Below are 24933 nucleotides of genomic sequence, written 5' to 3' on the forward strand. Positions count from 1 at the left end.
GAGCCACTTGTGCGACTCGGTAGGCGCGCAGGATTAGCCGCACCTCCGGCGCTTGGGAACATGGCGATGCGGAGTTTTAGTCCGGTTTTGGGAAAAGCGAGATCGCGCTTATGTACGGTGTTCGCCCCTGATCCACCGAACCGTGCCGCTGGAGGCCCGCATGACAACGCTTTCGGTGGTCATTACACCACCGCGCTTGCGTTTGACCCCGTCGAGGAGCGAGCCCGAAGTGACGCCGGTGGCGGCAAAAATGCAGTCTCCCTTGGCCAAATCTTCCAGCTTGTAGATCCGGTCAAAATCCGCATCGGCAATGCCCCATTTCCGGGCACGAGCCTTCTCGTCGTCATTGCGGAAAACGAGGCGCCCGTTGAACTGGCCGCCAACACAGCGCAGCGCTGCCGCGGCGAGCACGCCTTCGGGCGCTCCGCCCTGTCCCATATACATGTCGATCGTGGTGTCTTCGTCGGTCACCGCGATCACGCCGGCAACGTCACCGTCGCCGATCAGCACGACGCCGCATCCAAGGCCCCGAAGTTCGGCAATCAGGTCGGCATGGCGCGGGCGATCGAGCACGCAGACGATAATGTCCTGCGGCTCCACGCCTTTGGCCTTGGCGACTGCCTCGACATTTTCGGTCGGCGATTTGGCCAGATCGATAACGCCCTCGGGATAACCGGGGCCGACCGCGAGCTTGTCCATATAGGTGTCCGGCGCGTTGAGCAGGTTGCCCTCTTCTGCTGCAGCCAGCACGGCAAGCGCATTGGGCCCGGCCTTGGCCGTAATGGTGGTGCCTTCCAGCGGGTCCAGCGCGATATCGATCTTGGGGCCCTTGCCGGGTGCGCCGCCAACTTTCTCGCCGATATACAACATCGGGGCTTCGTCGCGCTCGCCTTCTCCGATTACCACGGTGCCGTCCATATAGAGTTCGTCGAACGCCTCGCGCATGGCTTCCACTGCGGCTGCGTCGGCGGCCTTCTCGTCGCCGCGCCCGATCAGGCTAGAGGCGGCAATGGCGGCCTTTTCGGTCACCCGGACCATCTCCAGCACGAGGACCCGGTCGAGAACCGAGCTGGCGGCAGTCTTTGTGGATGTGTTCATGGCGAATTCAGTCCCTCTGGTGCGTTTGGGCGGCGGATTAGACGGGGAGTGGGGTATTGTCGATACGTGCGGGGGTTCTGGCCACACTTGTGCTGCACATGCCGCTAGCTGCCCAGCAATCGGGAAATCCATCGCCAACCGCCGAACAGGTGCTGGAAGAAGCGAAAGAAGAATACGGCCCGCCGCCGCCCGACCCGCCGAAACGGGTCGAATGCGACGACCCAATTGGCAACGAGATCGTGGTCTGTGCGGAGCTGGAAGAGCAATCGCAGTTTCGTGTACGGTCGAGCCTTGACGAAGGCGATGATTCACACCTGAAATGGGAGGGCGATCCCCCCAACGTCGCTGGCCCCGGCATCTTCACAGGCAAGGCGACTGTTTCAGGCTGCATCAAAGGCGTGAATTGCCCGCCGCCACCGGTCTACTATTTCGATATTACAGCCTTGCCCGAAGCGCCCGAGGGCTCCGACGCCGACAAGATTGCAAAAGGTGAGAAGAAGCCCGGTCCTTAGGGTGGCAATCAGCTGCGCAGGATTGGCATGATCAGTGGATCGTCGGTCAGGCTGTCGCTGCCAGCAAGCATCTCTATCGCTGCACGCACATTGCGCACCGGCCCCTGATGGGTGACCATCGCCACCAGCACGCCGTCGGCCCCGTCCGCTTCGCCTTCCTGGATCAGGCTCTGGATCGACACCCCCGCATCGCGCATCGCCGCAGTAATCTCTGCCAGGACGCCGGGCCGGTCCGCGACCGTGAAGCGGATATAGGAGCGGCTTTCGCGTGCACCCGAATCCGCCTTGGGCATTGCGACCAACTGCTGCGTCGGCACAGAGAACGCTGCGCCCGCATCGCCGCGCGCCAAATCGATCAGATCGGCAACGACAGCGCTTGCCGTCGGACCGTCACCTGCCCCGGCACCCTGGAACAGCAGCCTGCCCGAAAAATTCCCTTCCGCGACTACCGCGTTGGTCGGGCCATCGATTGGCGCAAGCGGATGATCTTTTGCGACCAGGCATGGTCGCACGCGCTGGAGCATGCGGGGGCCTGCGGTGGATTGCTCCACGTCGGCCACACCGATCAGTCGCACAACATAGCCAAGCGCGTCAGCCTGCGCGATATCGGCCGCCCGCACCCGTCGGATGCCATCGATCTCGACGCTTTCGAAATCGATCTGTGCGCCGAACGACAGAGCCGCCAGAATCGCCAGCTTGTGGGCCGCATCCACGCCATCGATATCGAAAGCCGGATCAGCCTCGGCGAAGCCAAGCCGTTGCGCATCGGCCAGGGTTTCGCCGAAATCTGCGCCGGAGCTTTCCATCGCGGTGAGGATGTAATTGCAGGTCCCGTTGAGGATTCCGTAGACGCGGTCGATCGCATTGGCGGAGGCGCCTTCGCGAAGCCCCTTCACCACCGGGATACCACCTGCGACAGCGGCTTCGAAACGCAGCCCGGCGCCATTCGTCTCGGCCGTGCCCGCCAATTCCATGCCGTGATGGGCGATCATCGCCTTGTTGGCCGTCACCAGGCCTTTTCCCGCGGCCAGCGTATCGCGGGCCAGGGCGAGCGTCGGGCCATCGGACCCGCCAACCAGCTCTACCACCACATCGACATCGTCACGCTTGGCCATTTCGGCCATGTCGTCGCACCAGGCAAAGCCCGACAGGTCGACGCCGCGATCCTTCGTCCGGTCGCGTGCACTGACGGCTGCGATGGTGATGGGCCTGCCGGCCCGGGCTTCGACCAAAGCGCGGTTTTCTTCCAGCAACCGGATAACACCGGCACCGACAGTCCCGAGCCCGGCAATCGCCAGCCGTAGCGGTTTTCGGTCCAGACCGGTCATGCCGCCACCAGCGTATCGGCGAAGAGGCCCCGGACCCGGTTAGGAATGGGAACAGGCATGCCGGTCTCCAGATCGACATGCACCTGGACCAGGTCGATGGCCGCGCGAAGATCCTCTGCACCGCCTTCGCCATGCAGCTCGATCCGCTGGGCCATCGAAGAATTGCCGATCCGCGTTGTCACAGCACGGCCTTCGACCCATTCGCGCAGCCGGATCGGTTTCTTGAACGTCACATTGGCTTGCGCGACGTGGAATTCCAGAGAGTCCTCGCCTGCAACATGAAGGCCTGCTGCTTCCCAATATTCGGTCACCAATATGTCGGCATATTCGAGATAGCGCGAATTGAAGACCACACCCTGCGGGTCAACTTCGGCATAGCGCACACGGAAACGGTGTCGAAATGATTGTGTCATGGTCGATGCCTCTAGCGGGGCGCAGGGCAAGGACGGAACCACTTAATCTTGTATCGCTGCTAGCTGCCCTTGAGAATTGGCACATGTAGCAGTCATCAGCCTTGCGGCGGCGTGCGGTTGCGGTCGCACGGGCCGAGGCTGCCCATCACAAAGCGGTAATCTTCCGAAGCCTGTGCACGATTCGCCGGATCACGGGATAGATTGGCGGGTCCCGGCAAGACAGCAGGCAGGAAGCAGGCAAGCCGGTACCAGGCCAGTGTTTCACGCTGCGGAACGCTCACGGCCTGATCGACGATTTCGGAATAGGAAACGCCCCATGCAGGGGCCATCCCCGGCCGTCGGACCACACTCATCGCCAGCGGTTCGCCATCCGTCGTATCGAGAAAAAACTGCGTTTCCGATTCGCCCGACAAATTTCCTCTGACAGACAACGCATCGCGAATGCCGGCCAGCTCAGGCGCGGCATCACGCTCGGCAAAGGCAGAAAGAATCGGACGCAAGCGTGCTTCCAGCGGCTCGCTCCACAGCATTTGGGCATCGCGCGCGACCAGCTGAACATCACCGGTCCGCCCTGGCACAGGCCGTGCAAACAGCAAGACTTCCAACCGCTTCAGCTTGGGCGGTTTGCCACGCGAATCAAGCGGCAGGTCGACGAGGTAACGCAGTGATTCGCCCACTGGTACCGTGCCGGCAATCAGCGCGAGCGTTTCCGCTTCGACATACAGGCGCACATTGCCCGGCGCGACGCCGCGCGCACGCTCGGCCGGAACGATCGCTTGCTTCTTCACCTTCGCGCGCACGACCAGATCCGATGCATCCGCAAGATCAGCCAGATCAGCCCAGGTGGCGCCTGCTTCCGCAGTGGGAAAGGCAGATTGGGCGTGGGCGGGATGCCCCGCCGCCAGGGCAAAAAGGCCCACGGCAATCAGGCAAGACTGGCGAATCGCGATCATCAGGATAGTCTCCTTCGTCCTGCCCGACTCGGAATACTGCGCAGGATTTTCGCAAGTATCCCATGCCTGTGCGGCGTGAATCATCCCTTAACCGATAAAGCGTTTGCGCGCGTCATACATCCTAGCTAAAGCCCTCCGCTCCGGGGCTGGAGAGAGACAATTTCCCGGAACAAATGCATCCAGGGTGCTTGGGGAGCGCCGTATCGACTCTAAGTGTCGATTCGACTTTCCGCGCGCTTCCTGCGATGGATTGAAGGATCGCCGTCCGGTGCAGCCGCCGGACATTAGAAGCCGGGTAAACCGGCGCTGACGGAGTGATGCGACTGCATGGCCTACGCTGACCAACAGATGAGCGGCAATCGAGTGATTGCCATTGTCATCGTTGCTCTTATTCACGTCGTGATCGGCTACGTGCTCATCACCGGACTTGCCTACGAAGCGGCCGTTAAGGTCATCGAGCGGGTAACGACGGTTGATATCGAGGAGCCGCCACCACCTGAAGACGAGCCGCCCCCCCCGGAAGAGATTCCGGAAACGGCACCACCACCGCCGGTGGCACCGCCGCCACCGATCAATATCGCGCCGGCACCGCCGCAGATTCAGACCCAGCCAAATATTCCACCGCCGTCACCACCGGCTTTGCGAATTCCTCCGGCTGCGCCTGTGGCACCACCTGCCCCACCACCGCCTCCGCCTCCGGCTTTCCAGCCGAAGGATCCGACGCCGCGTGGCAATCCGGGCCGTTGGGTGACGACGAACGACTATCCTTCGCGGTCCATTCGTGAAGAGCAGGAAGGCGTTACTTCGGTACGTCTGACTGTGGGAACCAATGGCCGTGTTCAAAGCTGCCAGGTGACCCGCTCGAGCGGACATTCGCAGTTGGATGATGCGACGTGCAAGAACATGCAACGTCGTGCACGTTTCCGCCCCGCGACTGACGGGAATGGCGACGAAGTCGTGGGCACCTATTCACAATCGGTGCGCTGGCAGTTGCCTGAGTAACCGGATTTTCAATTTTTCTTATTTTCGAGAGGATCTCGCAAATGATTATCAATCTTCTTACAGCTGCTGCCGGTGAATCCGCGCCGCAGAACCAGTTCGGTTTCTGGGAAGCCATGGAACAAGGCGGCGCAATCGCCTGGTTCATCTTCGGCGTCCTCGTGATCATGTCGATCGGTTCGTTCTACATCCTGATCACCAAGCTGCTCGAGCAGAACAAGATCATGAAGCAGTACAAAGGCGTCCGCACCAATTTCTGGAAGGCTCCGAGCCTGAAGGACGGCGCGACCAAGCTCGACAAGAACAGCGCATGGCGCCAGATTGTCGACGACGCCCTGAAAGCCGATGAAGACCACTCCAAGATGACCGATCAGCGCGAAGCGCATGATTACCTGCACGGTTCGCTGCAGTCGTCGGAAGACTCGATCAATGCCAAACTTGCGGGCGGTCTGCCGTTCCTCGCATCGGTCGGCGCAACCGCACCGTTCATCGGCCTGCTCGGCACGGTGATCGGTATCTATCGCGCCCTGATCAACATCGGTCTCGCCGGCTCGGCTTCGATCGACAAGGTCGCAGGTCCGGTTGGTGAAGCCCTGATCATGACCGCGATTGGTCTGCTCGTGGCTGTGCCTGCTGTGCTTGCCTATAACTGGTTGCAGAGCCGTAACCGCCGGATTGCCGAACTCCTCACCGGGTTCTCGACCGACGTGCTTGCGTTCATCAGCTCGGACGGCAAGGTCAAGCCGACTGTCGTGGCAGCACCCGCTGCCAAGCCGGCAGCTGCCAAGCCTGCTGCACCTGCAGCCAAGAAGTAAGGTGGGAATGCGGGCGGTCAGCCAGATGGCGGCCGCCCGCTCATCTCTTCTCTTAATGACTAACAGATAGGATGTAGTCATGGCTATTTCAGCAGGAGGCGGTGGAGACACCCCAATGGCCGACATTAACACTACCCCACTGGTGGACGTTATGCTGGTTCTCCTGATCATCTTCCTGATCGCGGTTCCGGTCGCGATCCAGACCATCGAGAAACTCGAGATTCCGATCATGGAATCTGTCGAGTCGAAAGATAAGGTTGAAAACCTGACGCTCACGGTCAGCACGACCGACGCCAGCGGCCTCAGTGCCGGTGAGCCAGGCTATGCCGGTGCAGCCCGCGAGGGCGAGTGCCGGGTGTACTTCAACAATATCACGCCGGTGACCTCGGAAGAACTGTATGATCAGGCATTCGAACGTCTGGACGCAATTGTGACCCGTGCCGGTGGCCCGGAAGCAATCATGGAAGATCCGGACTTGATCCCGCAGGTGCACATCCGTGGTGACGTAAACGCTCCATGGCGTTGTGTTGCCGGGACCATCTATAACGTGCAGGCTGCCGGTTATCCGACCGTTGGCTTCATCTCCAACCCCGTCGACCCTAACGGTTGATCGGCGCGGGAAAGAGACAGAAGGAGTAACGCACTATGGCAATGTCAGGCGGCAAGGATGATGGCGCCCCGATGCTGGATATGAACATGACGCCGTTGATCGACGTCCTGCTCGTGCTCCTCATCATGTTCATCATCACTATCCCGGTTGCGACGCACTCGGTCGATATCGACCTTCCGCAGCCGAACCCGAATCCTCCACCAGAGGACATGATTGACCCGATCAAGAACAAGATTGTTCTGACGCAGACCGGTGAAATCCTGTGGAACGGGACCTCGATCGATCAGGGCGAACTGGTCCGCAACCTGAACCTGACGCGGGATATCGTTCCCGAGCCAGAGCTTCAGTTCGAACCGGAAGCCCAGGCGAGCTACGATATTTCGGCCCGCGTCCTGAACGTCATCAAGACGTCTGGCGTGACCAAATTCGGTTTCGTCGGGAATGAACAATATCGTGTGTTCGGGAAACCGGCCGGCGGGCAGCAGTAAGCGCCCAGCAGCACCAACACCAAGAGAAGGGGGCGGAGCGATCCGCCCCCTTTTTTGTGTCTATTATCCTGCCGTTTCGCGGATCCGGAGTGTTATGTTATGCTGTAACATCAGCAAAGGGAGAGTATGCATGCGACTGCGCAGAATGCCCTACCGCCGCCCGCCGCACACGACTGGCGCCATGAACATGACTCCTTTCATCGATGTGCTGCTGGTTTTGATCGTGATGCTCCTGCTGTCGATCCCCATCGCGACTCACAATCTTGAAGTGCCGCTCCCGGGAAAGGGACTGGTCAAATTTGCGGTGCAGGCCCAGAACTCGGTAACAATCGACAGGAGCGACCGCCTGTTTTGGAATGGTAACAAGCTCAGCCGGGATGATCTGGGCGCGCAATTGACGGCCGCAGCCGGTCTGGAAGATCAACCAGTGATCAGGTTCGAACCGGAAGCACTGGCCAGCTATGACCGCTCCGCCAAAACCATCGCTCTGATCAAGGATTCCGGGATCGAGAAGTTCGCCTTCGTCGGCAATGAGCGTTATCGCGAGTTCGGGCGCTAGGGCTGATCATCCACCCGCATCGCGGCGCTTGCCAGGCTCTCCGCTTCCAGCAGCAGCTCGTCATCCACCGCCCCCTGCGGCACGCTTTCGCGGCCGATCATGACCATCACCGGCACCGCGAGCGGGCTGACTCGCTCCAGTTCGACATGCAGCAATTGATCCTGTGACCGCTCGAGCAGTTCCTGTAGTCGCCCGATATCGGTTAGCCGCTCGCGGGCGTCGGCCCAGGCGGCCTCCAACAGCACATGGTCGGGCTCGTATTTGCGCAGCACGTCGTAGATCAGATCGGTCGAGAAGGTGACCTGTCGCCCGGACTTGCGCTTGCCCGGATGTTGCCGTTCTACCAGACCGCCGATCACGGCAACCTCGCGGAAGCTTCGTTTCAGCAGGTAACTCTCCTGCACCCACTCGACGAATTCATGCGCCAGAATGTCGGGCGACAAGAGCGGGGCCGGGTCCGCCACTGGCTTCAGGCCCCACACCGCCAGCGAGTAATCATTAGCCACGAAACCGCCTGGCATAAGCCCGCGATCTTCCATCCGTTTGGTGATCAGCATGCCCAGCGACTGGTTCGCATTCCATCCAGTGAAAGTGTAATAGACCGTGTAATGCCGTTTCGAATGCGGGAAGCTCTCGACCAGCAAATTGTCGGGTCCCGGCATCTGGCTGCGCCAGTCCTGCACTTCCAGCCATTCGCGCACATCGTCAGGAAAACGTGCCCAGCCTGCACGATCAACCAGCATTGCCCGAACCCTGTCAGCCAGATGGGTCGTAAGCGGCATCCGCGCGCCGCCGTAAGACGGGATCATGGCCGATTTGGCCGTAGCGCGAACGATCACGTCCATATCCTTGACGCTTTCGACCTCGAGTGATTGGCCAGCAAAGGCGAAAGTGTCACCCGCCGAAAGTGAAGCGGCAAAGCGCTCCTCCACGCGGCCCAACGAGCGGCCGTTGCGAAACCGCACTTCGAGCATCTCGCTATCGATGATGATGCCGGCATTGAGCCGGTGCTTGGCCGCCATTTCGGGATGGCTCAGCCGCCACACACCCTGTTTGTCGCGCACGATGCGCCGGAACTTGTCATAGGCCTTGAGAGCATAACCGCCTGTCGCAACATAGTTCAGGACCCGCTGCCACACCGTCTCGTCGACATAGGCATAGGCCAGCGACGAGCGGATTTCCGCCAACAGGATCGCTTCATCAAACGGCGCTGCGCAGGCACAAGCCATAATGTGCTGGGCCAACACGTCGAGCCCGCCGGGCCGGAATTCCTCCCCGTCGCGCTGGCCCGCATCAACGGCATCCTTGGCTGCCTGCGCCTCCAGAAATTCGAACCGGTTGCCCGGCACCAACAACGCACGACTGGGCTGATCCAGCCGATGGTTCGCGCGGCCCACGCGTTGCAACAGCCGGCTCGATCCCTTGGGCGCACCCATCTGCACCACGCAATCAATGTCGCCCCAATCTACCCCCAGATCGAGGCTGGCCGTAGCCACCAGAGCCCGCAGCTCGCCCCGCGCCATCGCTCCTTCGACCTTGCGCCTGGCTTCCTTGCTCAGGCTCCCGTGATGGATGCCGATCGGCAGAGTTTCCTCGTTCACGTCCCACAGCTGCTGGAAGATAAACTCAGCCAGGAAGCGCGTGTTAGTGAAGACGAGCGTCGTACGGTTCTTGCGGATAGTCTGGTAGAGTTGGCCAACCGCCCAAGTGCCGGCATGGCCACCCCATGGGACCCGCTCTTCCTCGGGTAGCAATATCTCCACCTGCGCCGGTGCACCCTCTTCCCCTTGGACAAGAGCGACTGTGTCGATCTCCCCCCATGGCGCCAGCCACTCGCGAAAGCCTTCGGGATTGGCGAGTGTGGCGGAAAGCGCAACGCGCTGCATTTGGGGTGCAAGGGCCTGCAGCCGTGCCAAGCTGAGCGCCAGCAAGTCGCCCCGCTTGCCAGTCGCAAAGGCGTGCACTTCATCGATAACGATCCGCTTGAGCGATCCGAACAGCTCGAAACTGTCGGGATAGCTCAGCAGGAGCGAGAGCGATTCCGGGGTCGTCAGCAAGACATGCGGCGGCTTCGTTCGCTGGCGCTTCTTGCGATCCGACGGCGTATCCCCGCTGCGGGTCTCGATCCGGAGGGGAAGCCCCATTTCCTCCACCGGAGTGACGAGGTTGCGCTGCACATCATGCGCCAACGCCTTGAGCGGCGAAACGTAAAGCGTGTGTAACCCGTCTTGCGCAGCTGCATCCGCCAAACGCGAAGGACAGAAATCCGCCAAGGTCGGCAGGAACCCGCCGAGCGTCTTGCCTGCGCCCGTATCGGCCACCAACAGCGCATGCTTTCCAGCATCCGCCGCGGCCAGCATTTCCGCCTGATGCCGCCTGACGCGCCAGTCGCGGCCGGAAAACCAGCGTTCGATTTCAGGAGGAATGTCAGCTTGCATCACCCGTCAAGCGATGCAGGCCGCAATCCGCTTGCGCAAGCCCGACCTGTCAGTACGCGTCTTCGGATGCCGTCTCTGCCGCCGGCTCGTTCGCAGCCAACTCGTCTTTCGACACGCCCAGTATCCGGGCCAGCCGGGTCTGCTCGTCCGCACTCAGTTGGGAATAGGTCCGCGCCGGGGGCAAATCAGCGACCGACTGGGTCATGCGCTCCATCATTTTGGGCATCATTTCCATCATCGATGGCATCAGCTCGTTCATGGCAGACATGACCTGCGGATCCATAAAGATCAGCATGGATTCTGCGGCATAGCGACTGCCCGACGGGGTACTGAAAAATGCGTTCATGTCGCCCAGCTCAGCGGGCGTAAAGCGCACGGCATAGGCACGGGTCAGGCCCGCACGATAGGATGGCTCGATCTCGTCCATCAATTCGGTCATCATGTTGAGCGTGGTGTCCATCATCCGCTTGTTACGCTCTTCAAAAGCCGGATCGAGGATCGCCATCGCTTCGCCAATGCTGCCTTCCGCAGCCGGATCGACCGCCGCAAGATTGCCGACCAGCTTGGCCAGTTCTGCAGCAGGCACCTGCAACATCGAGCCCATGATGCCATCCATCATCGGCTTCATGCTCTCATCCATCATCTTGGCATAGGTGCCCGTCGGAAAGATCCGGTCGACCACCAATTGCGCAGCAGGCAGGCGGCTTTCCTGCTCCGGCGTCAGAGGATCAGCCTCGCCGAACATCGACCCCATAAGATCAGCAACCCGGGCGTCTTCAACCTGGGCAGTTGTGCCTTCTTCCTGGGCAAAAGCCGGTGCCGCGACCAATCCGAGGGCCGCCGCGCTCGAAACGAGAAATCTGCGCATTGTCATCTCCATTAATGTCCCGCCTGTTCGCCGCGTTCGAGGCCTGAAAGCGCCAGCTGCTCGTCAATTTGCGCCATCAGGCGCGCTACAGCCGCTTCGCTATCTCCCTCAGCCCGCGCGACCAGCACGTCTTGTGTGTTCGAGGCCCGTAGCAACCACCAGCCATCATCGGTCGTCACTCGCACGCCGTCTGTATCATTGACCTGTCCATCACTGCTGCTGAGCCGCTGCTTAACCTCGTCAATCGCAGCGAACTTTCTCGCCTCATCAACCTGGAACCGCATTTCGGGCGTGTTGACCATGGCTGGCATTTCACCGCGCAATTGCGTTACCGATTTGCCCAGCCTGGCGCTCGCCGCCATCAACCGCACCCCGGCATAGAGCGCATCGTCGAAGCCGTAATAGGTGTCAGCGAAAAACACGTGGCCGCTCATCTCACCGGCCAGCGGGGAGCCTGTTTCCTTCATTTTGGACTTAATCAGGGAATGACCTGTCTTCCACATCAGCGGCTCTCCGCCATGCTTCGTAACATGATCGAACAAGGCAAGGCTGGCCTTCACATCGGCGATAATCGTAGCGCTAGGTAATCTTCCGAGGAGGTCCTCGGCATAAATCATCAGCAGCTGATCCCCCCATATGACTCGGCCTTCGCCGTCAATCGCACCGATCCGGTCGCCATCGCCGTCGAAAGCCACTCCGAAGTCGAGATTCTTCTCGGCGACGAGAGTCTTCAGGTCAGCCAGATTGGCTTCGACCGTTGGATCAGGATGGTGGTTTGGAAAATGCCCGTCGACTTCAGTAAACAGCAAATGATGCTCCCCCGGCAGACGCGCGACCAGCGCCTCCAGAGCGGGGCCAGCCGCTCCGTTGCCGGCGTCCCAGCCGATCCGCAGCCCGTCAAGCATACCGGCATCAATCCCGTCCAGGCCGGTCAGCAGGCGGTCGATATATTCGCCCATGATCGCCTTGTCGGTGACAGCGCCGGAACCATCCAGCCAGTCGCCAGCAGCGGCGACCCCGCCAAGATCCTGGATATCCGCGCCGAAAAAGGGTCGGCCCTGAAATACCATTTTGAAGCCGTTATAATTGGCGGGATTGTGGCTGCCAGTTATCTGAATGCCGCCATCCACCTGCTCGGCTGACGCTTCTGCATAATAGAGCATGGGGGTTGGCCCCATACCGATCCTGACCACATCACAGCCGCTTGCTGTCAGCCCTTCGACCAGGGCGTGTTCCAGCATGGGGGAGCTGACCCGGCCATCATAGGCCACAGCGACGGTCTTGCCGCCGGCCCGTGCCAGCATGGAGCCGAAGCTGCGCCCAATAGCGCGTGCATCGTCCGCTTCCAGCGTTTCGCCGATGATGCCGCGAATATCATATTCACGCAGGATCGTGGGATCAAAACTATGGCTCATCGTGGATGCCTCATTTGGGGGGTATTTCTTCTGGCAGTTCGTCCAGCAACAGGTCACGCGCTGCATTCGCTTCGTGAACCTGGTCGTTGGAGCCGCCACGGTCAGGATGGACCATGGCGACCAGCCGCTTATGCGCGCCAAGTATTTCAGATCTGTTGGCAGTACCAGTAATGCCCAGCAAGCGGCGGGCCCGGCCTACGGCCTGTTGGCGGACAGACGAACCGCGCAGGTAATCCCACGGCCAGCGTCCCAGCAGCAGGCGGCATCCAATCGCCACGATGGCAGCGAGAACGAGAAACCGCAGCATCCGTGCCTCAGGCCGGCTCAAGCGCCGGGGTGACATCACCCGGCATGGGCAGTTTGAGGCCCTGGACCAGCTGGCGAAGCTCCTGCCGTGCGACCAAGTGGCTCGTCCCCAGATCTCCCAGATGCCCCTTGTCGAGCAAAGTCAGGCCCGACGGAAACAGCTCGCGATAAATCACGCGTTCCGACAGGCCGGAGGTCACCCGGAAGCCAACGCGCTTGGAAAGCTCGGTCAATGCGCGCTCGATCCGCTGCATATTGCGGGCTTCGGTATAGCCGGTGCGGTTACGCACGACGACCCAGTCCATTTCGCGACGTTGCTCTTCGACAGTCGCCTTGCTGCGCTTGATCCGCGATTCCCAGATCAGCTCGGCATAGAAACTCAGCCTGCGAACCTTGAACGTTTCGGCATCGACTTGCCCGATCAGGTCAAAATCGACGAAACTGTCATTGAGCGGAGTCACCAGAGTGTCCGCCTCGGTCGCCGCATGACGGGCCAGGGGATCGTCGCGGCCGGGCGTGTCGAAAATCAGGAAGTCGGCCGTCTTGCCCAACTCGTTGGCCAGTGCCTCCAACCCGGCGACATCGCCTTCCCCATACACTTCGCACCGGGCCGCAGGCAGTTCGATCCCGCGCCGTTGCTGGGTTTCACTGCGGTTCTCGAAATAGCGATGCATGGTGCGCTGGCGATGGTCGAGATCGATCGCAGCGACCCGCGCACCCTTGTAAGCCAGCGCCACTGCGACATGGACAGCGGTTGTCGATTTGCCCGTTCCGCCCTTCTCGTTGGCGAAAACAATGCGGTGGGGGCGAGTCAGCGTCACAAACGGGGCCTTTGCAAGCAATTGAAGAGCGTGCGCGAAGCGGTCTAAGGCAGCGCGACAGAATCATATCGGAGGCCCTTCGCCCGTGCAAACCATCGACCGGCTGGACATGTTGAGAACCGCCATTGCCGACTTGCGCAAGGATGGTGCGCGGATCGCGCTGGTCCCGACCATGGGCGCGCTGCATGAAGGGCATCTGACCTTGATGCGCGAAGCCAGGCGGCAGGCCGATCATGTGGTCGCCTCCATCTTCGTAAACCCGACCCAATTCGGCCCGAACGAGGATCTGGAAGCTTATCCACGCCAACTGGCGCAGGACAGCGCCATGCTGGAAGCAGAAGGCGTCACCCTGCTTTGGGCTCCGCCCGTCAGCGAGGTCTATCCCAATGGTTTTGCCACCAATATCGCCGTCGAGGGCATTAGCGCCGAATTTTGCGGGGCGAACCGCCCGGGCCATTTCGATGGCGTCGCGACCGTCGTGTGCAAGCTGTTCCACCAGGTCCTGCCCGACATGGCTTTCTTCGGTGAAAAGGATTTCCAGCAGTTGGCCGTGATCCGCGCCATGGCACGCGATCTCGACCTGACCCGGCCGCATGTCGATGCCATTATCGGTGTTCCGACAGTGCGCGAGGGCGATGGTCTCGCGATGAGCAGCCGCAACCGCTACCTGACCCCGGAACAGCGCGCCGCGGCGGCCACGTTGCCGCGCGCCATGAAAGCCGCGATCGCTGCCATCGCCAATGGGGCAGATGCGCCGGCGACGCTCGCCTCACTCGAGGCTGCCTTGTTGCAAGCCGGTTTCGAAAGCGTGGATTATGCCGCTTTGGCCGACCCACGGTCGCTCGCCCGCATCGACAGCACAGGCGGGAAGCTTGCCCGGCTGCTGGTCGCTGCGCGGATCGGCGGAACGCGACTGATTGACAATATGGCCGTAGAGCCCGCCGGCTGACCAGGATAAGCACTATCCCCTAGGCTATTGCGAGCGCTTCCTTTGCCGGACTGATGCACTCTTGCTTCATGTCCGGCTTGCAGACATCTTCGATTACACCCTTGGCGCGCCGCGAACGCAGCCGCCTGAAGACACGCTTGCCCGCCCGGATTACCACTCTCACCCATAGCTGCACGGCCGTCCTCCTCGATATCTCGATCACCGGCGCGCGAATCGAATTGTCGCCATATGCATCCACACCGGTCGCATTCCAGATCGGCGAGACCGTCTTGCTGCAATGGGGCAATTTCGAAAAGCTGGGGCATCTGGTGTGGGAGGTTGGCACTGTCGCAGGCATGGTGTTCGAAGAACTCGTCACCCCGCGCGAAATCATCGCCACGCGTGATATGCAGGACGAGCTGGCCCGCAATGGCGGGCTGCAATCGGTCGAGCACGCCGTCGCGCGATCATGGTATGAAGGTCATGCCCGCTAGTTTTGCTGGAAACAGCTGGAGCGGGTAGCGGGAATCGAACCCGCATAACCAGCTTGGAAGGCTGGGGCTTTACCACTAAGCTATACCCGCACGTCCAGCGTGGCGGCTCCTTTCCAAGAATAGTGGCGCTGCGTCAATATTCCATTGCACCTTAGGCGAGATTGGATCGTTGCTGCACTGGCCTTTCCGGCTGCAAATCCATTCTATATTGGCCATCGGGCTCCGCCACCCTAGCTGGACCCCAATCATGGCGACACAACTGACCCATCTTCAGCGGCTCGAATCCGAAAGCATCCATATTCTGCGCGAAACCGTGGCGGAGGCTGAAAAGCCGGTGATGATGTATTCCGTGGGTAAGGACAGCGCAGTGATGCTGCATCTCGCGCGCAAGGCGTTCTATCCGGCACCCCCGCCCTTCCCGTTGCTCCATGTCGATACGACGTGGAAGTTTCGCGCCATGTACGATTTGCGCGAGCGCTCTGCACAAGAGGCCGGGATGGATCTGTTGGTGTGGCAAAACCCCGAAGCCAAGGAGCGCGGTATAAACCCCTTCGATCACGGCCCGCTCCACACCGATATGTGGAAGACGCAAGGGTTGAAGCAAGCGCTCGACCACTACGGGTTCGATGTCGCTTTCGGTGGTGCACGGCGCGACGAGGAGAAGAGCCGCGCGAAGGAGCGTATCTTTTCCTTCCGCACTACCAGCCACGGATGGGACCCGAAGCGGCAGCGGCCCGAATTGTGGAATCTCTACAACGCGCGCAAATCGAAAGGGGAGAGCATCCGCGTCTTCCCGCTCTCCAATTGGACCGAGCTAGATATCTGGCAGTACATCATGGCCGAGCAGATCGAGATCGTGCCGCTATATTTTGCCGCACCCCGCCCGACCTTCGAATGGGAAGGCGGCTTGTTCATGGCCGACGATATCGACCGGCTGGAACAGGTCATGGGACACAGGCCAGAGATTACCCAGCGGTCCGTACGCTTCCGCACCCTCGGCTGCTTCCCACTGACGGGCGCAGTGGAAAGCGAAGCCGCGACGCTGGCCGAGGTGGTGCAGGAAATGCTGCTGACCACCACCAGCGAACGGCAGGGCCGCGTAATTGATCAGGATGAGGGCGGCGCCGGGATGGAAAAGAAGAAGCAGGAGGGCTATTTCTGATGGCCGAATTGACTGCCAGCCCGACTGTGAAATCGAATGGCAATACGGCCTATCGCCCTGACGCGCTGATTGCCGAAGATATCGAAGGCTATCTGGCACAACACCAGGACAAGAGCCTCTTGCGGTTTATCACCTGCGGGAGTGTCGACGATGGCAAGTCTACCCTGATCGGTCGCCTGCTCTACGATTCCAAAATGATCTTCGAAGACCAGCTTGCTGCACTCGAAAGCGACAGCAAGAAGGTCGGCACTCAGGGGCAGGACCTAGACTTTGCCCTGCTGGTCGACGGGCTGGCCGCAGAACGCGAACAAGGCATCACGATCGATGTCGCCTACCGCTTTTTCGCAACCGAGAAGCGCAAATTCATCGTCGCAGATACGCCGGGGCACGAGCAATATACGCGCAACATGGTGACCGGTGCATCAACGGCCGATGCTGCGGTGATCCTTGTCGACGCGCGTAAGGGCGTCCTGGTGCAAACCCGCCGCCACAGCTTCATCGCCAAGCTGCTTGGCATCCGCAATATCGTGCTGGCCGTGAACAAGATGGATCTGGTCGATTTCGATCAGGCCGCCTTTGACGCGATTGTTGCAGACTACCGCACATTCGCGAGCGATATCGGGCTGGAGGATGTGACTGCGATCCCTATCTCGGGCTTCAAGGGCGACAATATCGCCGCCGCACCTTCTTCTGAAACGCCATGGTATTCCGGACCGAGCCTGATCGAACATCTGGAAAGCGTGCCGATTGCCAATCGCGAAGCGCAAAGCCGACCGTTCCGTATGCCTGTGCAATGGGTCAACCGGCCCAATCTGGATTTTCGCGGATTTGCCGGGCTGGTCAGCGATGGGAGAGTCAGGCCGGGCGATGCGGTTCGCGTGGTTCCCTCCGGCGCGACAAGCACCATCAAGAGCATCGAAACATTTGACGGCTCTCTAGACGAAGCCGTTGCAGGCCAGGCCGTGACCCTGACGCTGGCAGACGAGATCGATTGCAGCCGGGGCGATGTGATCGCGGCGGCAGAAGCACCGGTCGAAGCGGCCGACCAGTTTGAAGCATCGCTGGTATGGATGAGCGAAGACGCCCTGAAGCCCGGTCGCGGGTACTGGCTCAAGCTTGGCACCAGGACTGTGACTGCGACGATCCAGGAGCCGAAATACGAGATCAACGTCAACACGCTGGAGCATTTGGCGGCCAAAACGCTCGACCTGAATGCCATCGGTGTGGCCGAAGTCACCACTGACAGGCCCATCGCATTCGAATCCTATGCCGACAGCAAGACGCTGGGCGGATTCATCCTGATCGACAAGGAGACCAACGCCACGGTCGCGGCCGGGATGCTGAATTTCAGCCTGCGCCGCGCCCAGAATGTGCATTGGCAGGCGACCGACATTGCCCGCACCGACCATGCCAAGCTGAAGAACCAGCAGCCGCGCGTCCTGTGGTTCACCGGCCTGTCCGGTTCGGGCAAATCGACCATCGCCAACGAGGTCGAGAAGCGACTTGCACTGATGAACCGGCATACCTTCCTGCTCGATGGCGACAATGTACGGCACGGGCTGAACAAGGATCTGGGTTTTACCGAGGCCGACCGGATCGAGAATATCCGCCGGGTCGGGGAAGTCGCCAAATTGATGACCGATGCTGGGCTGATCGTTCTGACTGCCTTTATCAGCCCGTTCAGGGCCGAACGCCGGATGGTTCGTGACATGCTGCCCGACGGGGAATTCATCGAGATTTTCGTCGACACTCCGCTGGAAGTCGCCGAGGAACGCGATGTCAAAGGGCTTTACAAGAAGGCGCGCGAGGGGACATTGAAGAACTTTACCGGCATCGACAGCCCCTATGAGGAACCCGAAGCGCCCGAAATCACAGTCAATACGGTGGCCATGACGGCGGCCGAAGCTGCGGAATACATCCTCCAGCAAATCATGCCGCTCAAATGAGGGAAAGTGACGGCGAACTTGCCGCCCGACTGGCTGCAGAAGCAGGGGAAATCCTGCTCACGGTGCGCGCGGATGCAGGCCTTAGCGGCATGGCGTTGGGCAATTTGGGCGACAAGACCGCCAATGACTATTTGTGCGCAGCACTGGCCGAGCACCGGCCCGAGGACGGGCTGCTGTCAGAAGAGCGCAAGGATACAAGCGAGAGGCTTGCCATGTTGCGGGTCTGGATTGTCGATCCGGTCGACGGGACGCGCGAGTATGGCGAGGCCCGCGGCGACTGGGCGGTCCATGTCGGCTTGGCAATCGATGGTGTAGCTGCCGTTGGCGCAGTGGCCCTGCCCGGCCTCGATGGCGGCATCGTTCTGCGATCCGATGCTCCTGCGACAGTGCCGGCCATGGCGGATGTGCCCCGGATGGTGGTCAGTCGCACCCGCCCCGCTCCAGAGGCTGTGGCCGTTGCCCAGCAGATTGGCGCAGAGCTTCTGCCCATGGGTTCAGCCGGAGCCAAGGCGATGGCCGTGGTCCGTGGTGACGCCGAAATCTACCTGCATTCCGGCGGCCAGTATGAATGGGACAATTGTGCCCCCGTTGCCGTTGCCCAGGCGCATGGTCTCCACTGTTCGCGGATCGACGGATCGCCGATGCGCTATAACCAGGAGGATACCTATCTCCCCGATTTGCTGATTTGTCGCCCGGAGTGGACCGAGCGCGTGTTTGCCGCGCTTGCGCGCATTTAGCTCTCTGGCGTAGCCTCACCAACATCCTGATCATCCGCAGAGACTGCATCGGTCAGGCTCTTGGGTTCGGCTTCCACCATCATCCCCTCGGGCACAGCGATCCGGATTTCGACACGACGATTGGCGATACGGCCAGGCTCATTCGGCTCGCCATCGGGCAAGGCGTTCGGCGCAACCGGATTCTGCTCGCCAAAGGCGATGGTGGTGATGCGGTCTTCCGGGACATCCTGCCCAACCAGCCAAGCCTTTACCGCATCGGCCCGGCTTTGCGACATACGCTGATTGACGGCGTCGTCGCCGCCAGCATCGCTATGGCCCCCAATCGTAATCGCACCGCCTGCTTCGAACTGCCGACTGGCGAGCATGTCTTCCAGCAGGGCCACTGCGGTATCGTCCAGTTCGTCGCCGCTCTTGCCAAAACTGATGGTGAGCGCCAGCGGTTCGAGCGGCACCATGCGGGCTTCCTCGATATCCGGACGGATAATCGATACAGGCTCGGTCGTGCTCGGCGAAGCTTCGACGTCATCGACTACGGTGGGGTCGGCATCGGTCGTGTCGCCACACGCCAGAAGAGCGAGCGAGGAAAGGCCCAGAATAAGGACAGAGCGCATCGGTTTGTCTCCTTTGCGGTTCATGCCGGCTCGGGGGCCGTGCCCCTGTTGCCGGATTTGCGTTGTGCCAGCTCGTCAGCTGGCCGATCCTGCGGTGGCGAGAACGAAATGACGGTGTCGCCTGCGCGGGGCTCGGGCCGCGCCGCATGGGTGAAAAAGCGCATCGTACCGGTTTCACGCAGCAGCAATAGCATATGGGCGGACTCCGGCAGCTTGTCCTGTGCGTCCTCGAAATTGAACTGATCGGACAATTTGGTTTTGCGGAATACCCAACCTTGTTTCTGCCGCTCCTGCACATCTGCTACGCCGAAGCCCGATTCGAACAGCGAACGGCCCCGTAGGCTATCGGGCAAGGTGCGATGATCCTCATCGTCAGAATCGCCTAGCTGATAGACACTGTCGCGACCGATTTCGTAGGCAAACTCGTTGCAGACCAAGGCATTGTAAGCCTCATTCCCGGTCGCTGCGACCAGGACCTGGTACGGCGTCAGGTCGAGATTGTGCTCGGTCGCTTCGTTGAGGATTTCGCCGTGATAAAAGGGAAGTCCTTCCCGCCGCGCCGGGGCGAGGCTCTGCCAGCTTGGATCGACAATCATTACCGGCGTCTTCAGCGCCTGCATTTCTTTCGCCAGCGCGATCGTCCATGGAGTGCTTCCGACAATAAGCAGGCCGGGTTGATTGTTGCCTTTGATCTTGAGCCAGCGGGCAACTAGATCGACCGTAAAGCCGTGGGCCACGATAGTTGCGACAACGACGGCAAAGCTAAGGCCTATGAGCAGGTTTCCATCTGCATATCCAAGCTCGCTGAGCCGCAGGGCAAACAGGCCGGAGATTGCCACCAGAACAATCCCGCGCGGAGCGATCCAGGCCACGAACAGTCGCTCGTTCCAGGGCACTGAACTACCCAGGAGACTGATCAGGACGGTCGCCGGGCGAACTACAAACAACAGCACCAGCAGGAATGCGGCAAAGCGCCAGTTGAAATATTCGAGGTCGGACACCTGCAGGCTGGAGGCGAGAAGGATGAAAATCCCCGACACCAACAGAACTGCTATGTTCTCCTTGAACGGATGGATGCTGCGCAAGCTCGATACATTCATGTTGGCCAGCGCCACGCCCATGACGGTGACGGCCACCAAACCTGCCTCATGCTCGATCTTGTTGGACAGCACGAAGACACCGATCACGGTGACGAACAGGACGGGCACTTTGAGATATTCGGGTATGGCCCCGCGCGGAAACAGGAAGGCGATAAGCCACGCTGCCGCATAGCCGATCAGGCCAGCGATGATTGCAGCGATCAGGAGCGGCGGCACAACCTCGAAGATAGAAGCGCCTGGGCTCTCGGCAACTTTGCGGAAATACTCATAGGCAATCACAGCACATAGCGCGCCGGTCGGATCATTGACGATCGATTCCCATTTCAGGATCGATGCAGGTCGCGCTTGCACGTTTGACTGGCGTAGCAAGGGCAAGACCACTGTGGGCCCGGTCACCACCAGGATCCCGCCGAACAGGATTGCCACTGGCCACACTATCCCGGCGACATAGAAACCGGCAGCAGAGCCAAGCGCCCAGCCCACCAGTACCCCAATGGTCGCGAGCCGCCATACGGCGTCACCGGAATGGCGCAATTCGCGCAAATCGAGGCTGAGACCGCCTTCAAACAGGATCAGTGCAACACCGATGCCGATCATCGGCTCCAGCAGATCGCCAAAGGTCTCTTCAGGATTGAACAGGCCCAGCACCGGCCCGGCCAGAAAGCCGGCCAGGAGCATCAGCACAATGGCCGGCCAACCAGTCCGCCACGCAATCCATTGCGCCCCGATACCGAGTACGCCAACCGTTGCAATTACAAGTGCTTGGGATTCCATCTCTGCGCTATAGGCCCCTTCAGTCCCTTTGGACAATCAATGCATGGGGACGCATTTCTTTCCGGACTTGAAGCTTTGGCAGGGCTTAGTGACCGTCAAAAGCCATTAGCGCATCGACCGTGACGCCCGCACTGCGCAATTTCTCCGCCCCACCCAATTCAGGTAAATCAATCACGAACAGCGCCTGTTCGACGATCCCGCCCGCTTGTCGCAACAGATCGGCGGCGGCCAGCGCCGTGCCACCCGTGGCGATCAGATCATCGACCATCACGACCCGCTGGCCCGGCGCAATCGCAGCTGGATCGATTTCCAGCCGATCCGTCCCGTATTCGAGGTCGTAATCCACCCCGATGGTCTTGATCGGTAGCTTGCCCGGCTTGCGGATCGGTATGAAACCGATGCCCAGCTCCACCGCCACACCAGTGCCGAAGATGAAGCCGCGCGCTTCCATCCCTGCAATCACCTCGGCTCCGGCCAATTCGGCCGCCTTGGCGAGGTGTTTCATGGTTGCGGCAAGGCCAGCCCCGTGACCGAGAAGAGTCGTGATGTCACGGAACTGGATCCCCGGAGAAGGGAAATCCGGCACGGTGCGGATCAAGGCTTTGAGTTCATCGGTCGTCATGCATCCCCCAAAATGAAGCGCCCCTCGCATCGCATGGATGGAGGGGCGCGTTCAAATTCGTTGATTGTCAGAATCCGGCTTACTTGGCCTTCTTCGGCTTCACTGCAGACCAGATTTGTTGCTTGGCGAGATAAGCCAGGATCGTGGCGAAAAGCAGGAAGCCCAGCACCGGCCAACCGGTTTGCTTCCGCTTCACCAAGGTCGGTTCAGCGGTCCAGGTCAGGAATGCGGCGACATCCTGCGACATCTGGTCGACCGTAGCCTCGGTGCCATCATCATAAGTCACCTGACCAGCGGTCAGCTGCGGCGCCATCGCAATGTTGAGATTGGGGAAATACTCGTTGTAATACAATCCCGCAGGCGTCTCGAAATCCGGATGCGTTGTCGTAATCTCTTCCGGTGCAGGGCCATAGCCACGCAGCAGCGAATAGACGTAATCCGTGCCATCATTGCGTGCCTTGGTCATCAGCGAGAGGTCAGGCGGGATGGCATTGTTATTGGCCGCTGCCGCTGCAACATCGTTGGGATAGGGCGACGGGAAATAATCAACCGGCGTCCCCGCGCGCGAGGTTGCCTCACCGGTATCCGGGTCAATGCCGGGCACCTGCCAGCTGGCAGCCTCCGCCTTCACCTGTGCTTCGTTATAACCGAGCTGCGTAAGGTTGCGGAAAGCGACAAACTTCAGGCTGTGGCAAGCCGAGCAGACTTCCTTGTACACCTTGTAGCCACGCTGAAGCTGGGCCACGTCCCACTTGCCGAACGCGCCATCAAAGGACCAGCCGGTCGCCGGTGCATCGGGCTTCTTGTAGTAGGTGTATTCCGGGCCCTTGGTCACAGTTTCGGTCGCCGCATTATAGGCGCCGAAACCGAAGGAAACCATCACGACAAGCGCGAAGAGGAGGCCAGTGGCGATTGCAAAAAGGCGGATCATATTCTCGTCTTTCCTAAGCGCTTCAGGCCGAGGCCGCTGGGGTTGTGTCGCCAAGCTTGGCGCTATCATCCGATCCCAGCACTGCTTCGGTAATCGAATAGGGCAGCGGTTCCGGCTTCTCGATCGAAGAGACGACCGGGATAATCACCAGGAAGTGGATGAAGTAATAAGCCGTCGCAATCTGGCTCAGCATTACATAGGGCTCTTCAGCCGGTGCGCCGCCACAGATGAACAGCACGACCATGCACGGCACCAGGCCGAACCAGAAGAACTTGCGGAACATCGGGCGGTAATGGCCGCTCCGAACCGGCGAACGGTCAAGCCACGGCAGCAGGAACCACAACAGGATCGAGCTGAACATCGCCAACACGCCCCACAGCTTCGCCGACAGGACAAAGTCGAAAGTGAAGGCACGCAGGATCGCGTAGAACGGATAGAAATACCATTCGGGCACGATATGCGCAGGCGTCGCCAGCGGGTTCGCCTCGATATAGTTGTCAGCATGGCCGAGCAGGTTCGGGATGAAGAACACGAAGGCGCAATAGATGATCAGGAACACGCCCAAGCCAAAGCCGTCTTTCGCCGTGTAATACGGGTGGAACGGGATTGTGTCGCTTTCCTGCTTCACCTCGATACCGGTCGGATTCGAAGAGCCCGGAATGTGCAAGGCCCAGACGTGGAGGATAACCACGCCCAGTGTCACGAAGGGCAGCAGGAAGTGGAGCGAGAAGAAGCGGTTGAGCGCGGCATTGTCAGGCGCAAAACCGCCCACCAGCCATACCTGCAGCGGCTCACCGATCAGCGGGATCGCCCCGAACAGGCCGGTAATAACCTTGGCACCCCAGAAACTCATCTGCCCCCAAGGCAGGACATAACCCATGAACGCCGTCGCCATTACCAGCAGGAAGATGACCACGCCGAGCAGCCAGATCATCTCGCGCGGTGCCTTGTACGAGCTGTAATAGAAGCCGCGGAAGATATGGATGTAGAGCACGAGGAAGAAGAAGCTGGCCCCGTTGGCATGCGCATAACGCAGCATCCAGCCCCAGTTGACGTCGCGCATGATGTGCTCGGTCGAGCTGAAGGCAACCAGCGCGTTGGGCGCATAATGCATCGCCAGGATCACGCCGGTGACGATCTGCATGACAAGGCAGAAGCCTGCCAGGACACCGAAGTTCCAGAAATATGACAGGTTGCGCGGCACAGGATAGCCGGCACCCACAGCATTATAGACAAGGCGCGGCAGCGGCAGCTTCTCGTCGACCCACTTGGTGAAGTCGTTGGCGGGTGTGTATTCCTTGGCCCAGGGAAAGCTCATAATCTGGTCTCTCGTATTCCTTAGCCGACCACAACAGTGGTTTCGGAGGTGAATGTGTATTCCGGCACTTCGAGGTTGGTCGGTGCCGGACCTTTACGGATACGGCCTGCCGTATCGTAGTGCGAGCCGTGACAGGGGCAGAAATAGCCGCCATACTCGCCCTTGTTCTCGCCTTCGGCAGCGCCCAGAGGAACACAGCCGAGATGGGTGCAAACGCCCATCGTGATCAGGATGTCTTCATTGCCTTCCGAGGTCCGCTCGGCGAGCGTCTGGGGCTCGCGCAGGTCGGACAAGGGCACGGAATTGGCATCGGCAATCTCTGCAGCGGTCAGGCGCTTCACAAACAGCGGCTGCTTGCGGAAAATCGCCTTGATCGACTGTCCGGGCTCGATACCTGCAACGTCAACTTCGGTCGTCGATTCCGCCAACACATCCGCCGAAGGCGCCATCTGGCTGACCAGCGGATAGACGACCGCAAGGCCGCCTACGCCAGCCGCACTGACCGCAGCGATGTTGATGAAGTCGCGACGCCGTACGCCGTCTTCGGTATGTTCGGAAGCTGTGTCCGCGGTTGCGGTGCCCGAATTGTCAGCCATTGATCCTGCCTTGCCATGGGCCTTGCGGGACATCCGCCCGGCCTACTGAACAACTATCAGGTCGCAGCTGCGGTAGAGTTTCGAGAATGAG

26 protein-coding genes and 1 tRNA gene are annotated in these 24933 nt (G+C 60.4%); 11 read left to right on the forward strand and 16 right to left on the reverse strand.

Annotated features, from left to right (window positions below):
• Positions 1-108: 108 nt before the first annotated feature.
• Complete coding sequence (gene glpX, locus ABD653_RS08635; RefSeq protein WP_160778310.1) at positions 109-1098, reverse strand: class II fructose-bisphosphatase; 990 nt, start codon at positions 1096-1098, stop codon at positions 109-111.
• Positions 1099-1154: 56 nt separating this feature from the next.
• On the opposite strand from glpX, the gene ABD653_RS08640 reads away from it, so the two are divergent.
• Positions 1155-1610, forward strand: a complete 456-nt coding sequence (locus ABD653_RS08640) for a hypothetical protein (protein WP_160778311.1) — start codon at positions 1155-1157, stop codon at positions 1608-1610.
• Between the two features lie 8 nt (positions 1611-1618).
• On the opposite strand, the gene ABD653_RS08645 is transcribed toward ABD653_RS08640, so the two are convergent.
• The 3 genes from ABD653_RS08645 to ABD653_RS08655 all read right to left on the reverse strand — a co-directional run bounded on the left by ABD653_RS08645 (position 1619) and on the right by ABD653_RS08655 (position 4304).
• On the reverse strand, positions 1619-2938 hold the full coding sequence (locus ABD653_RS08645; RefSeq protein ID WP_160778312.1) for a homoserine dehydrogenase: 1320 nt from the start codon (positions 2936-2938) through the stop codon (positions 1619-1621).
• Positions 2935-3351: an acyl-CoA thioesterase gene (locus ABD653_RS08650; RefSeq protein ID WP_160778313.1), complete on the reverse strand. Its 417-nt coding sequence runs from the start codon at positions 3349-3351 to the stop codon at positions 2935-2937. Before ABD653_RS08650 ends, ABD653_RS08645 begins: the two co-directional genes overlap by 4 nt.
• 95 nt (positions 3352-3446) lie before the next feature.
• Positions 3447-4304 carry a hypothetical protein gene (locus tag ABD653_RS08655; protein ID WP_160778314.1) on the reverse strand — a complete coding sequence of 286 codons (858 nt, stop codon included), beginning with the start codon at positions 4302-4304 and terminating at the stop codon, positions 3447-3449.
• Positions 4305-4631: 327 nt separating this feature from the next.
• Here ABD653_RS08655 and ABD653_RS08660 point away from each other — a divergent pair, with 327 nt between their 5' ends.
• The 5 genes from ABD653_RS08660 (at position 4632) to ABD653_RS08680 (ending at position 7775) form a co-directional block, all read left to right on the forward strand.
• Complete coding sequence (locus tag ABD653_RS08660; RefSeq protein ID WP_160778315.1) at positions 4632-5306, forward strand: energy transducer TonB; 675 nt, start codon at positions 4632-4634, stop codon at positions 5304-5306.
• A gap of 41 nt (positions 5307-5347) precedes the next feature.
• Positions 5348-6118, forward strand: coding sequence for a MotA/TolQ/ExbB proton channel family protein (locus tag ABD653_RS08665; protein ID WP_160778316.1), 771 nt, complete (start codon positions 5348-5350; stop codon positions 6116-6118).
• A 79-nt stretch (positions 6119-6197) separates the two neighbouring features.
• Positions 6198-6728: an ExbD/TolR family protein gene (locus tag ABD653_RS08670; protein WP_199801076.1), complete on the forward strand. Its 531-nt coding sequence runs from the start codon at positions 6198-6200 to the stop codon at positions 6726-6728.
• Between the two features lie 35 nt (positions 6729-6763).
• Positions 6764-7216, forward strand: coding sequence for an ExbD/TolR family protein (locus ABD653_RS08675; RefSeq protein ID WP_160778318.1), 453 nt, complete (start codon positions 6764-6766; stop codon positions 7214-7216).
• A 181-nt stretch (positions 7217-7397) separates the two neighbouring features.
• Positions 7398-7775 carry a biopolymer transporter ExbD gene (locus ABD653_RS08680; RefSeq protein ID WP_160780304.1) on the forward strand — a complete coding sequence of 126 codons (378 nt, stop codon included), beginning with the start codon at positions 7398-7400 and terminating at the stop codon, positions 7773-7775.
• On the opposite strand, the gene ABD653_RS08685 is transcribed toward ABD653_RS08680, so the two are convergent.
• The 5 genes from ABD653_RS08685 to ABD653_RS08705 are packed head-to-tail and all read right to left on the reverse strand — an operon-like array spanning position 7772 to position 13623.
• Positions 7772-10213: a ligase-associated DNA damage response DEXH box helicase gene (locus ABD653_RS08685; RefSeq protein WP_160780305.1), complete on the reverse strand. Its 2442-nt coding sequence runs from the start codon at positions 10211-10213 to the stop codon at positions 7772-7774. The genes ABD653_RS08680 and ABD653_RS08685 overlap by 4 nt on opposite strands.
• Positions 10214-10262: 49 nt before the next feature.
• Complete coding sequence (locus ABD653_RS08690) at positions 10263-11081, reverse strand: DUF2059 domain-containing protein (RefSeq protein ID WP_160778319.1); 819 nt, start codon at positions 11079-11081, stop codon at positions 10263-10265.
• 11 nt (positions 11082-11092) lie between these two features.
• Positions 11093-12496 carry a phosphoglucomutase/phosphomannomutase PgmG gene (gene pgmG / locus ABD653_RS08695; protein WP_160778320.1) on the reverse strand — a complete coding sequence of 468 codons (1404 nt, stop codon included), beginning with the start codon at positions 12494-12496 and terminating at the stop codon, positions 11093-11095.
• A gap of 10 nt (positions 12497-12506) precedes the next feature.
• Positions 12507-12803 carry a J domain-containing protein gene (locus ABD653_RS08700; protein ID WP_160778321.1) on the reverse strand — a complete coding sequence of 99 codons (297 nt, stop codon included), beginning with the start codon at positions 12801-12803 and terminating at the stop codon, positions 12507-12509.
• Between the two features lie 7 nt (positions 12804-12810).
• The gene (locus ABD653_RS08705) at positions 12811-13623 is read right to left on the reverse strand and encodes a division plane positioning ATPase MipZ (protein WP_160778322.1); all 813 of its coding nucleotides are present in this window, start codon (positions 13621-13623) and stop codon (positions 12811-12813) included.
• An 85-nt stretch (positions 13624-13708) separates the two neighbouring features.
• Between ABD653_RS08705 and panC the strand changes: the two genes are divergently transcribed.
• Together panC and ABD653_RS08715 are read left to right on the forward strand one after the other, a co-directional pair.
• Positions 13709-14572, forward strand: a complete 864-nt coding sequence (gene panC, locus ABD653_RS08710; protein ID WP_160778323.1) for a pantoate--beta-alanine ligase — start codon at positions 13709-13711, stop codon at positions 14570-14572.
• A 68-nt stretch (positions 14573-14640) separates the two neighbouring features.
• Complete coding sequence (locus ABD653_RS08715) at positions 14641-15045, forward strand: PilZ domain-containing protein (RefSeq protein WP_160778324.1); 405 nt, start codon at positions 14641-14643, stop codon at positions 15043-15045.
• A gap of 16 nt (positions 15046-15061) precedes the next feature.
• On the opposite strand, the gene ABD653_RS08720 is transcribed toward ABD653_RS08715, so the two are convergent.
• Positions 15062-15135, reverse strand: a tRNA-Gly gene (locus ABD653_RS08720).
• A 157-nt stretch (positions 15136-15292) separates the two neighbouring features.
• On the opposite strand from ABD653_RS08720, the gene cysD reads away from it, so the two are divergent.
• From cysD to ABD653_RS08735, 3 genes are read left to right on the forward strand one after another with little or no spacing between them, the layout of a single operon-like run.
• Positions 15293-16207: a sulfate adenylyltransferase subunit CysD gene (gene cysD, locus ABD653_RS08725; protein ID WP_160778325.1), complete on the forward strand. Its 915-nt coding sequence runs from the start codon at positions 15293-15295 to the stop codon at positions 16205-16207.
• Positions 16207-18153, forward strand: coding sequence for a sulfate adenylyltransferase subunit CysN (cysN, locus tag ABD653_RS08730; protein ID WP_160778326.1), 1947 nt, complete (start codon positions 16207-16209; stop codon positions 18151-18153). Before cysD ends, cysN begins: the two co-directional genes overlap by 1 nt.
• Positions 18150-18890: a 3'(2'),5'-bisphosphate nucleotidase CysQ gene (locus tag ABD653_RS08735; RefSeq protein WP_160778327.1), complete on the forward strand. Its 741-nt coding sequence runs from the start codon at positions 18150-18152 to the stop codon at positions 18888-18890. The genes cysN and ABD653_RS08735 overlap by 4 nt, the downstream gene beginning before the upstream one ends.
• Here ABD653_RS08735 and ABD653_RS08740 read toward each other — a convergent pair.
• The 6 genes from ABD653_RS08740 to petA all read right to left on the reverse strand — a co-directional run bounded on the left by ABD653_RS08740 (position 18887) and on the right by petA (position 24842).
• On the reverse strand, positions 18887-19501 hold the full coding sequence (locus ABD653_RS08740) for an OmpA family protein (protein ID WP_160778328.1): 615 nt from the start codon (positions 19499-19501) through the stop codon (positions 18887-18889). The two genes, ABD653_RS08735 and ABD653_RS08740, sit on opposite strands and share 4 nt — an antisense overlap.
• 20 nt (positions 19502-19521) lie before the next feature.
• Positions 19522-21375 (reverse strand): cation:proton antiporter, encoded by a 1854-nt coding sequence (locus tag ABD653_RS08745; protein WP_160778329.1) that lies wholly within the window; start codon positions 21373-21375, stop codon positions 19522-19524.
• Positions 21376-21460: 85 nt separating this feature from the next.
• Positions 21461-21997 carry an adenine phosphoribosyltransferase gene (locus ABD653_RS08750; protein WP_160778330.1) on the reverse strand — a complete coding sequence of 179 codons (537 nt, stop codon included), beginning with the start codon at positions 21995-21997 and terminating at the stop codon, positions 21461-21463.
• Between the two features lie 79 nt (positions 21998-22076).
• A complete protein-coding gene (locus ABD653_RS08755; protein WP_160778331.1) occupies positions 22077-22928 on the reverse strand; it encodes a cytochrome c1 in 852 nt (283 codons plus the stop codon).
• Between the two features lie 22 nt (positions 22929-22950).
• Positions 22951-24246 carry a cytochrome b gene (locus tag ABD653_RS08760; RefSeq protein ID WP_160778332.1) on the reverse strand — a complete coding sequence of 432 codons (1296 nt, stop codon included), beginning with the start codon at positions 24244-24246 and terminating at the stop codon, positions 22951-22953.
• A 20-nt stretch (positions 24247-24266) separates the two neighbouring features.
• Positions 24267-24842 carry a ubiquinol-cytochrome c reductase iron-sulfur subunit gene (gene petA / locus ABD653_RS08765; RefSeq protein ID WP_160778333.1) on the reverse strand — a complete coding sequence of 192 codons (576 nt, stop codon included), beginning with the start codon at positions 24840-24842 and terminating at the stop codon, positions 24267-24269.
• Positions 24843-24933 lie beyond the last annotated feature (91 nt).

The organism is Parerythrobacter jejuensis (assembly GCF_039536765.1).
Classification (GTDB): Bacteria; Pseudomonadota; Alphaproteobacteria; order Sphingomonadales; family Sphingomonadaceae; genus Parerythrobacter; species Parerythrobacter jejuensis.

Excerpts from the sequence above, each read along its gene's own strand:
- glpX (WP_160778310.1), bottom strand. The coding sequence starts at position 1,098 with ATGAACACATCCACAAAGACTGCCGCCAGCTCGGTTCTCGACCGGGTC.
- ABD653_RS08645 (WP_160778312.1), bottom strand. The coding sequence starts at position 2,938 with ATGACCGGTCTGGACCGAAAACCGCTACGGCTGGCGATTGCCGGGCTC.
- ABD653_RS08650 (WP_160778313.1), bottom strand. The coding sequence starts at position 3,351 with ATGACACAATCATTTCGACACCGTTTCCGTGTGCGCTATGCCGAAGTT.
- ABD653_RS08655 (WP_160778314.1), bottom strand. The coding sequence starts at position 4,304 with ATGATCGCGATTCGCCAGTCTTGCCTGATTGCCGTGGGCCTTTTTGCC.
- ABD653_RS08660 (WP_160778315.1), top strand. The coding sequence starts at position 4,632 with ATGGCCTACGCTGACCAACAGATGAGCGGCAATCGAGTGATTGCCATT.
- ABD653_RS08665 (WP_160778316.1), top strand. The coding sequence starts at position 5,348 with ATGATTATCAATCTTCTTACAGCTGCTGCCGGTGAATCCGCGCCGCAG.
- ABD653_RS08670 (WP_199801076.1), top strand. The coding sequence starts at position 6,198 with ATGGCTATTTCAGCAGGAGGCGGTGGAGACACCCCAATGGCCGACATT.
- ABD653_RS08675 (WP_160778318.1), top strand. The coding sequence starts at position 6,764 with ATGGCAATGTCAGGCGGCAAGGATGATGGCGCCCCGATGCTGGATATG.
- ABD653_RS08680 (WP_160780304.1), top strand. The coding sequence starts at position 7,398 with ATGAACATGACTCCTTTCATCGATGTGCTGCTGGTTTTGATCGTGATG.
- ABD653_RS08685 (WP_160780305.1), bottom strand. The coding sequence starts at position 10,213 with ATGCAAGCTGACATTCCTCCTGAAATCGAACGCTGGTTTTCCGGCCGC.
- ABD653_RS08690 (WP_160778319.1), bottom strand. The coding sequence starts at position 11,081 with ATGCGCAGATTTCTCGTTTCGAGCGCGGCGGCCCTCGGATTGGTCGCG.
- pgmG (WP_160778320.1), bottom strand. The coding sequence starts at position 12,496 with ATGAGCCATAGTTTTGATCCCACGATCCTGCGTGAATATGATATTCGC.
- ABD653_RS08700 (WP_160778321.1), bottom strand. The coding sequence starts at position 12,803 with ATGCTGCGGTTTCTCGTTCTCGCTGCCATCGTGGCGATTGGATGCCGC.
- ABD653_RS08715 (WP_160778324.1), top strand. The coding sequence starts at position 14,641 with ATGTCCGGCTTGCAGACATCTTCGATTACACCCTTGGCGCGCCGCGAA.
- cysD (WP_160778325.1), top strand. The coding sequence starts at position 15,293 with ATGGCGACACAACTGACCCATCTTCAGCGGCTCGAATCCGAAAGCATC.
- cysN (WP_160778326.1), top strand. The coding sequence starts at position 16,207 with ATGGCCGAATTGACTGCCAGCCCGACTGTGAAATCGAATGGCAATACG.
- ABD653_RS08735 (WP_160778327.1), top strand. The coding sequence starts at position 18,150 with ATGAGGGAAAGTGACGGCGAACTTGCCGCCCGACTGGCTGCAGAAGCA.
- ABD653_RS08740 (WP_160778328.1), bottom strand. The coding sequence starts at position 19,501 with ATGCGCTCTGTCCTTATTCTGGGCCTTTCCTCGCTCGCTCTTCTGGCG.
- ABD653_RS08745 (WP_160778329.1), bottom strand. The coding sequence starts at position 21,375 with ATGGAATCCCAAGCACTTGTAATTGCAACGGTTGGCGTACTCGGTATC.
- ABD653_RS08750 (WP_160778330.1), bottom strand. The coding sequence starts at position 21,997 with ATGACGACCGATGAACTCAAAGCCTTGATCCGCACCGTGCCGGATTTC.
- ABD653_RS08755 (WP_160778331.1), bottom strand. The coding sequence starts at position 22,928 with ATGATCCGCCTTTTTGCAATCGCCACTGGCCTCCTCTTCGCGCTTGTC.
- ABD653_RS08760 (WP_160778332.1), bottom strand. The coding sequence starts at position 24,246 with ATGAGCTTTCCCTGGGCCAAGGAATACACACCCGCCAACGACTTCACC.
- petA (WP_160778333.1), bottom strand. The coding sequence starts at position 24,842 with ATGGCTGACAATTCGGGCACCGCAACCGCGGACACAGCTTCCGAACAT.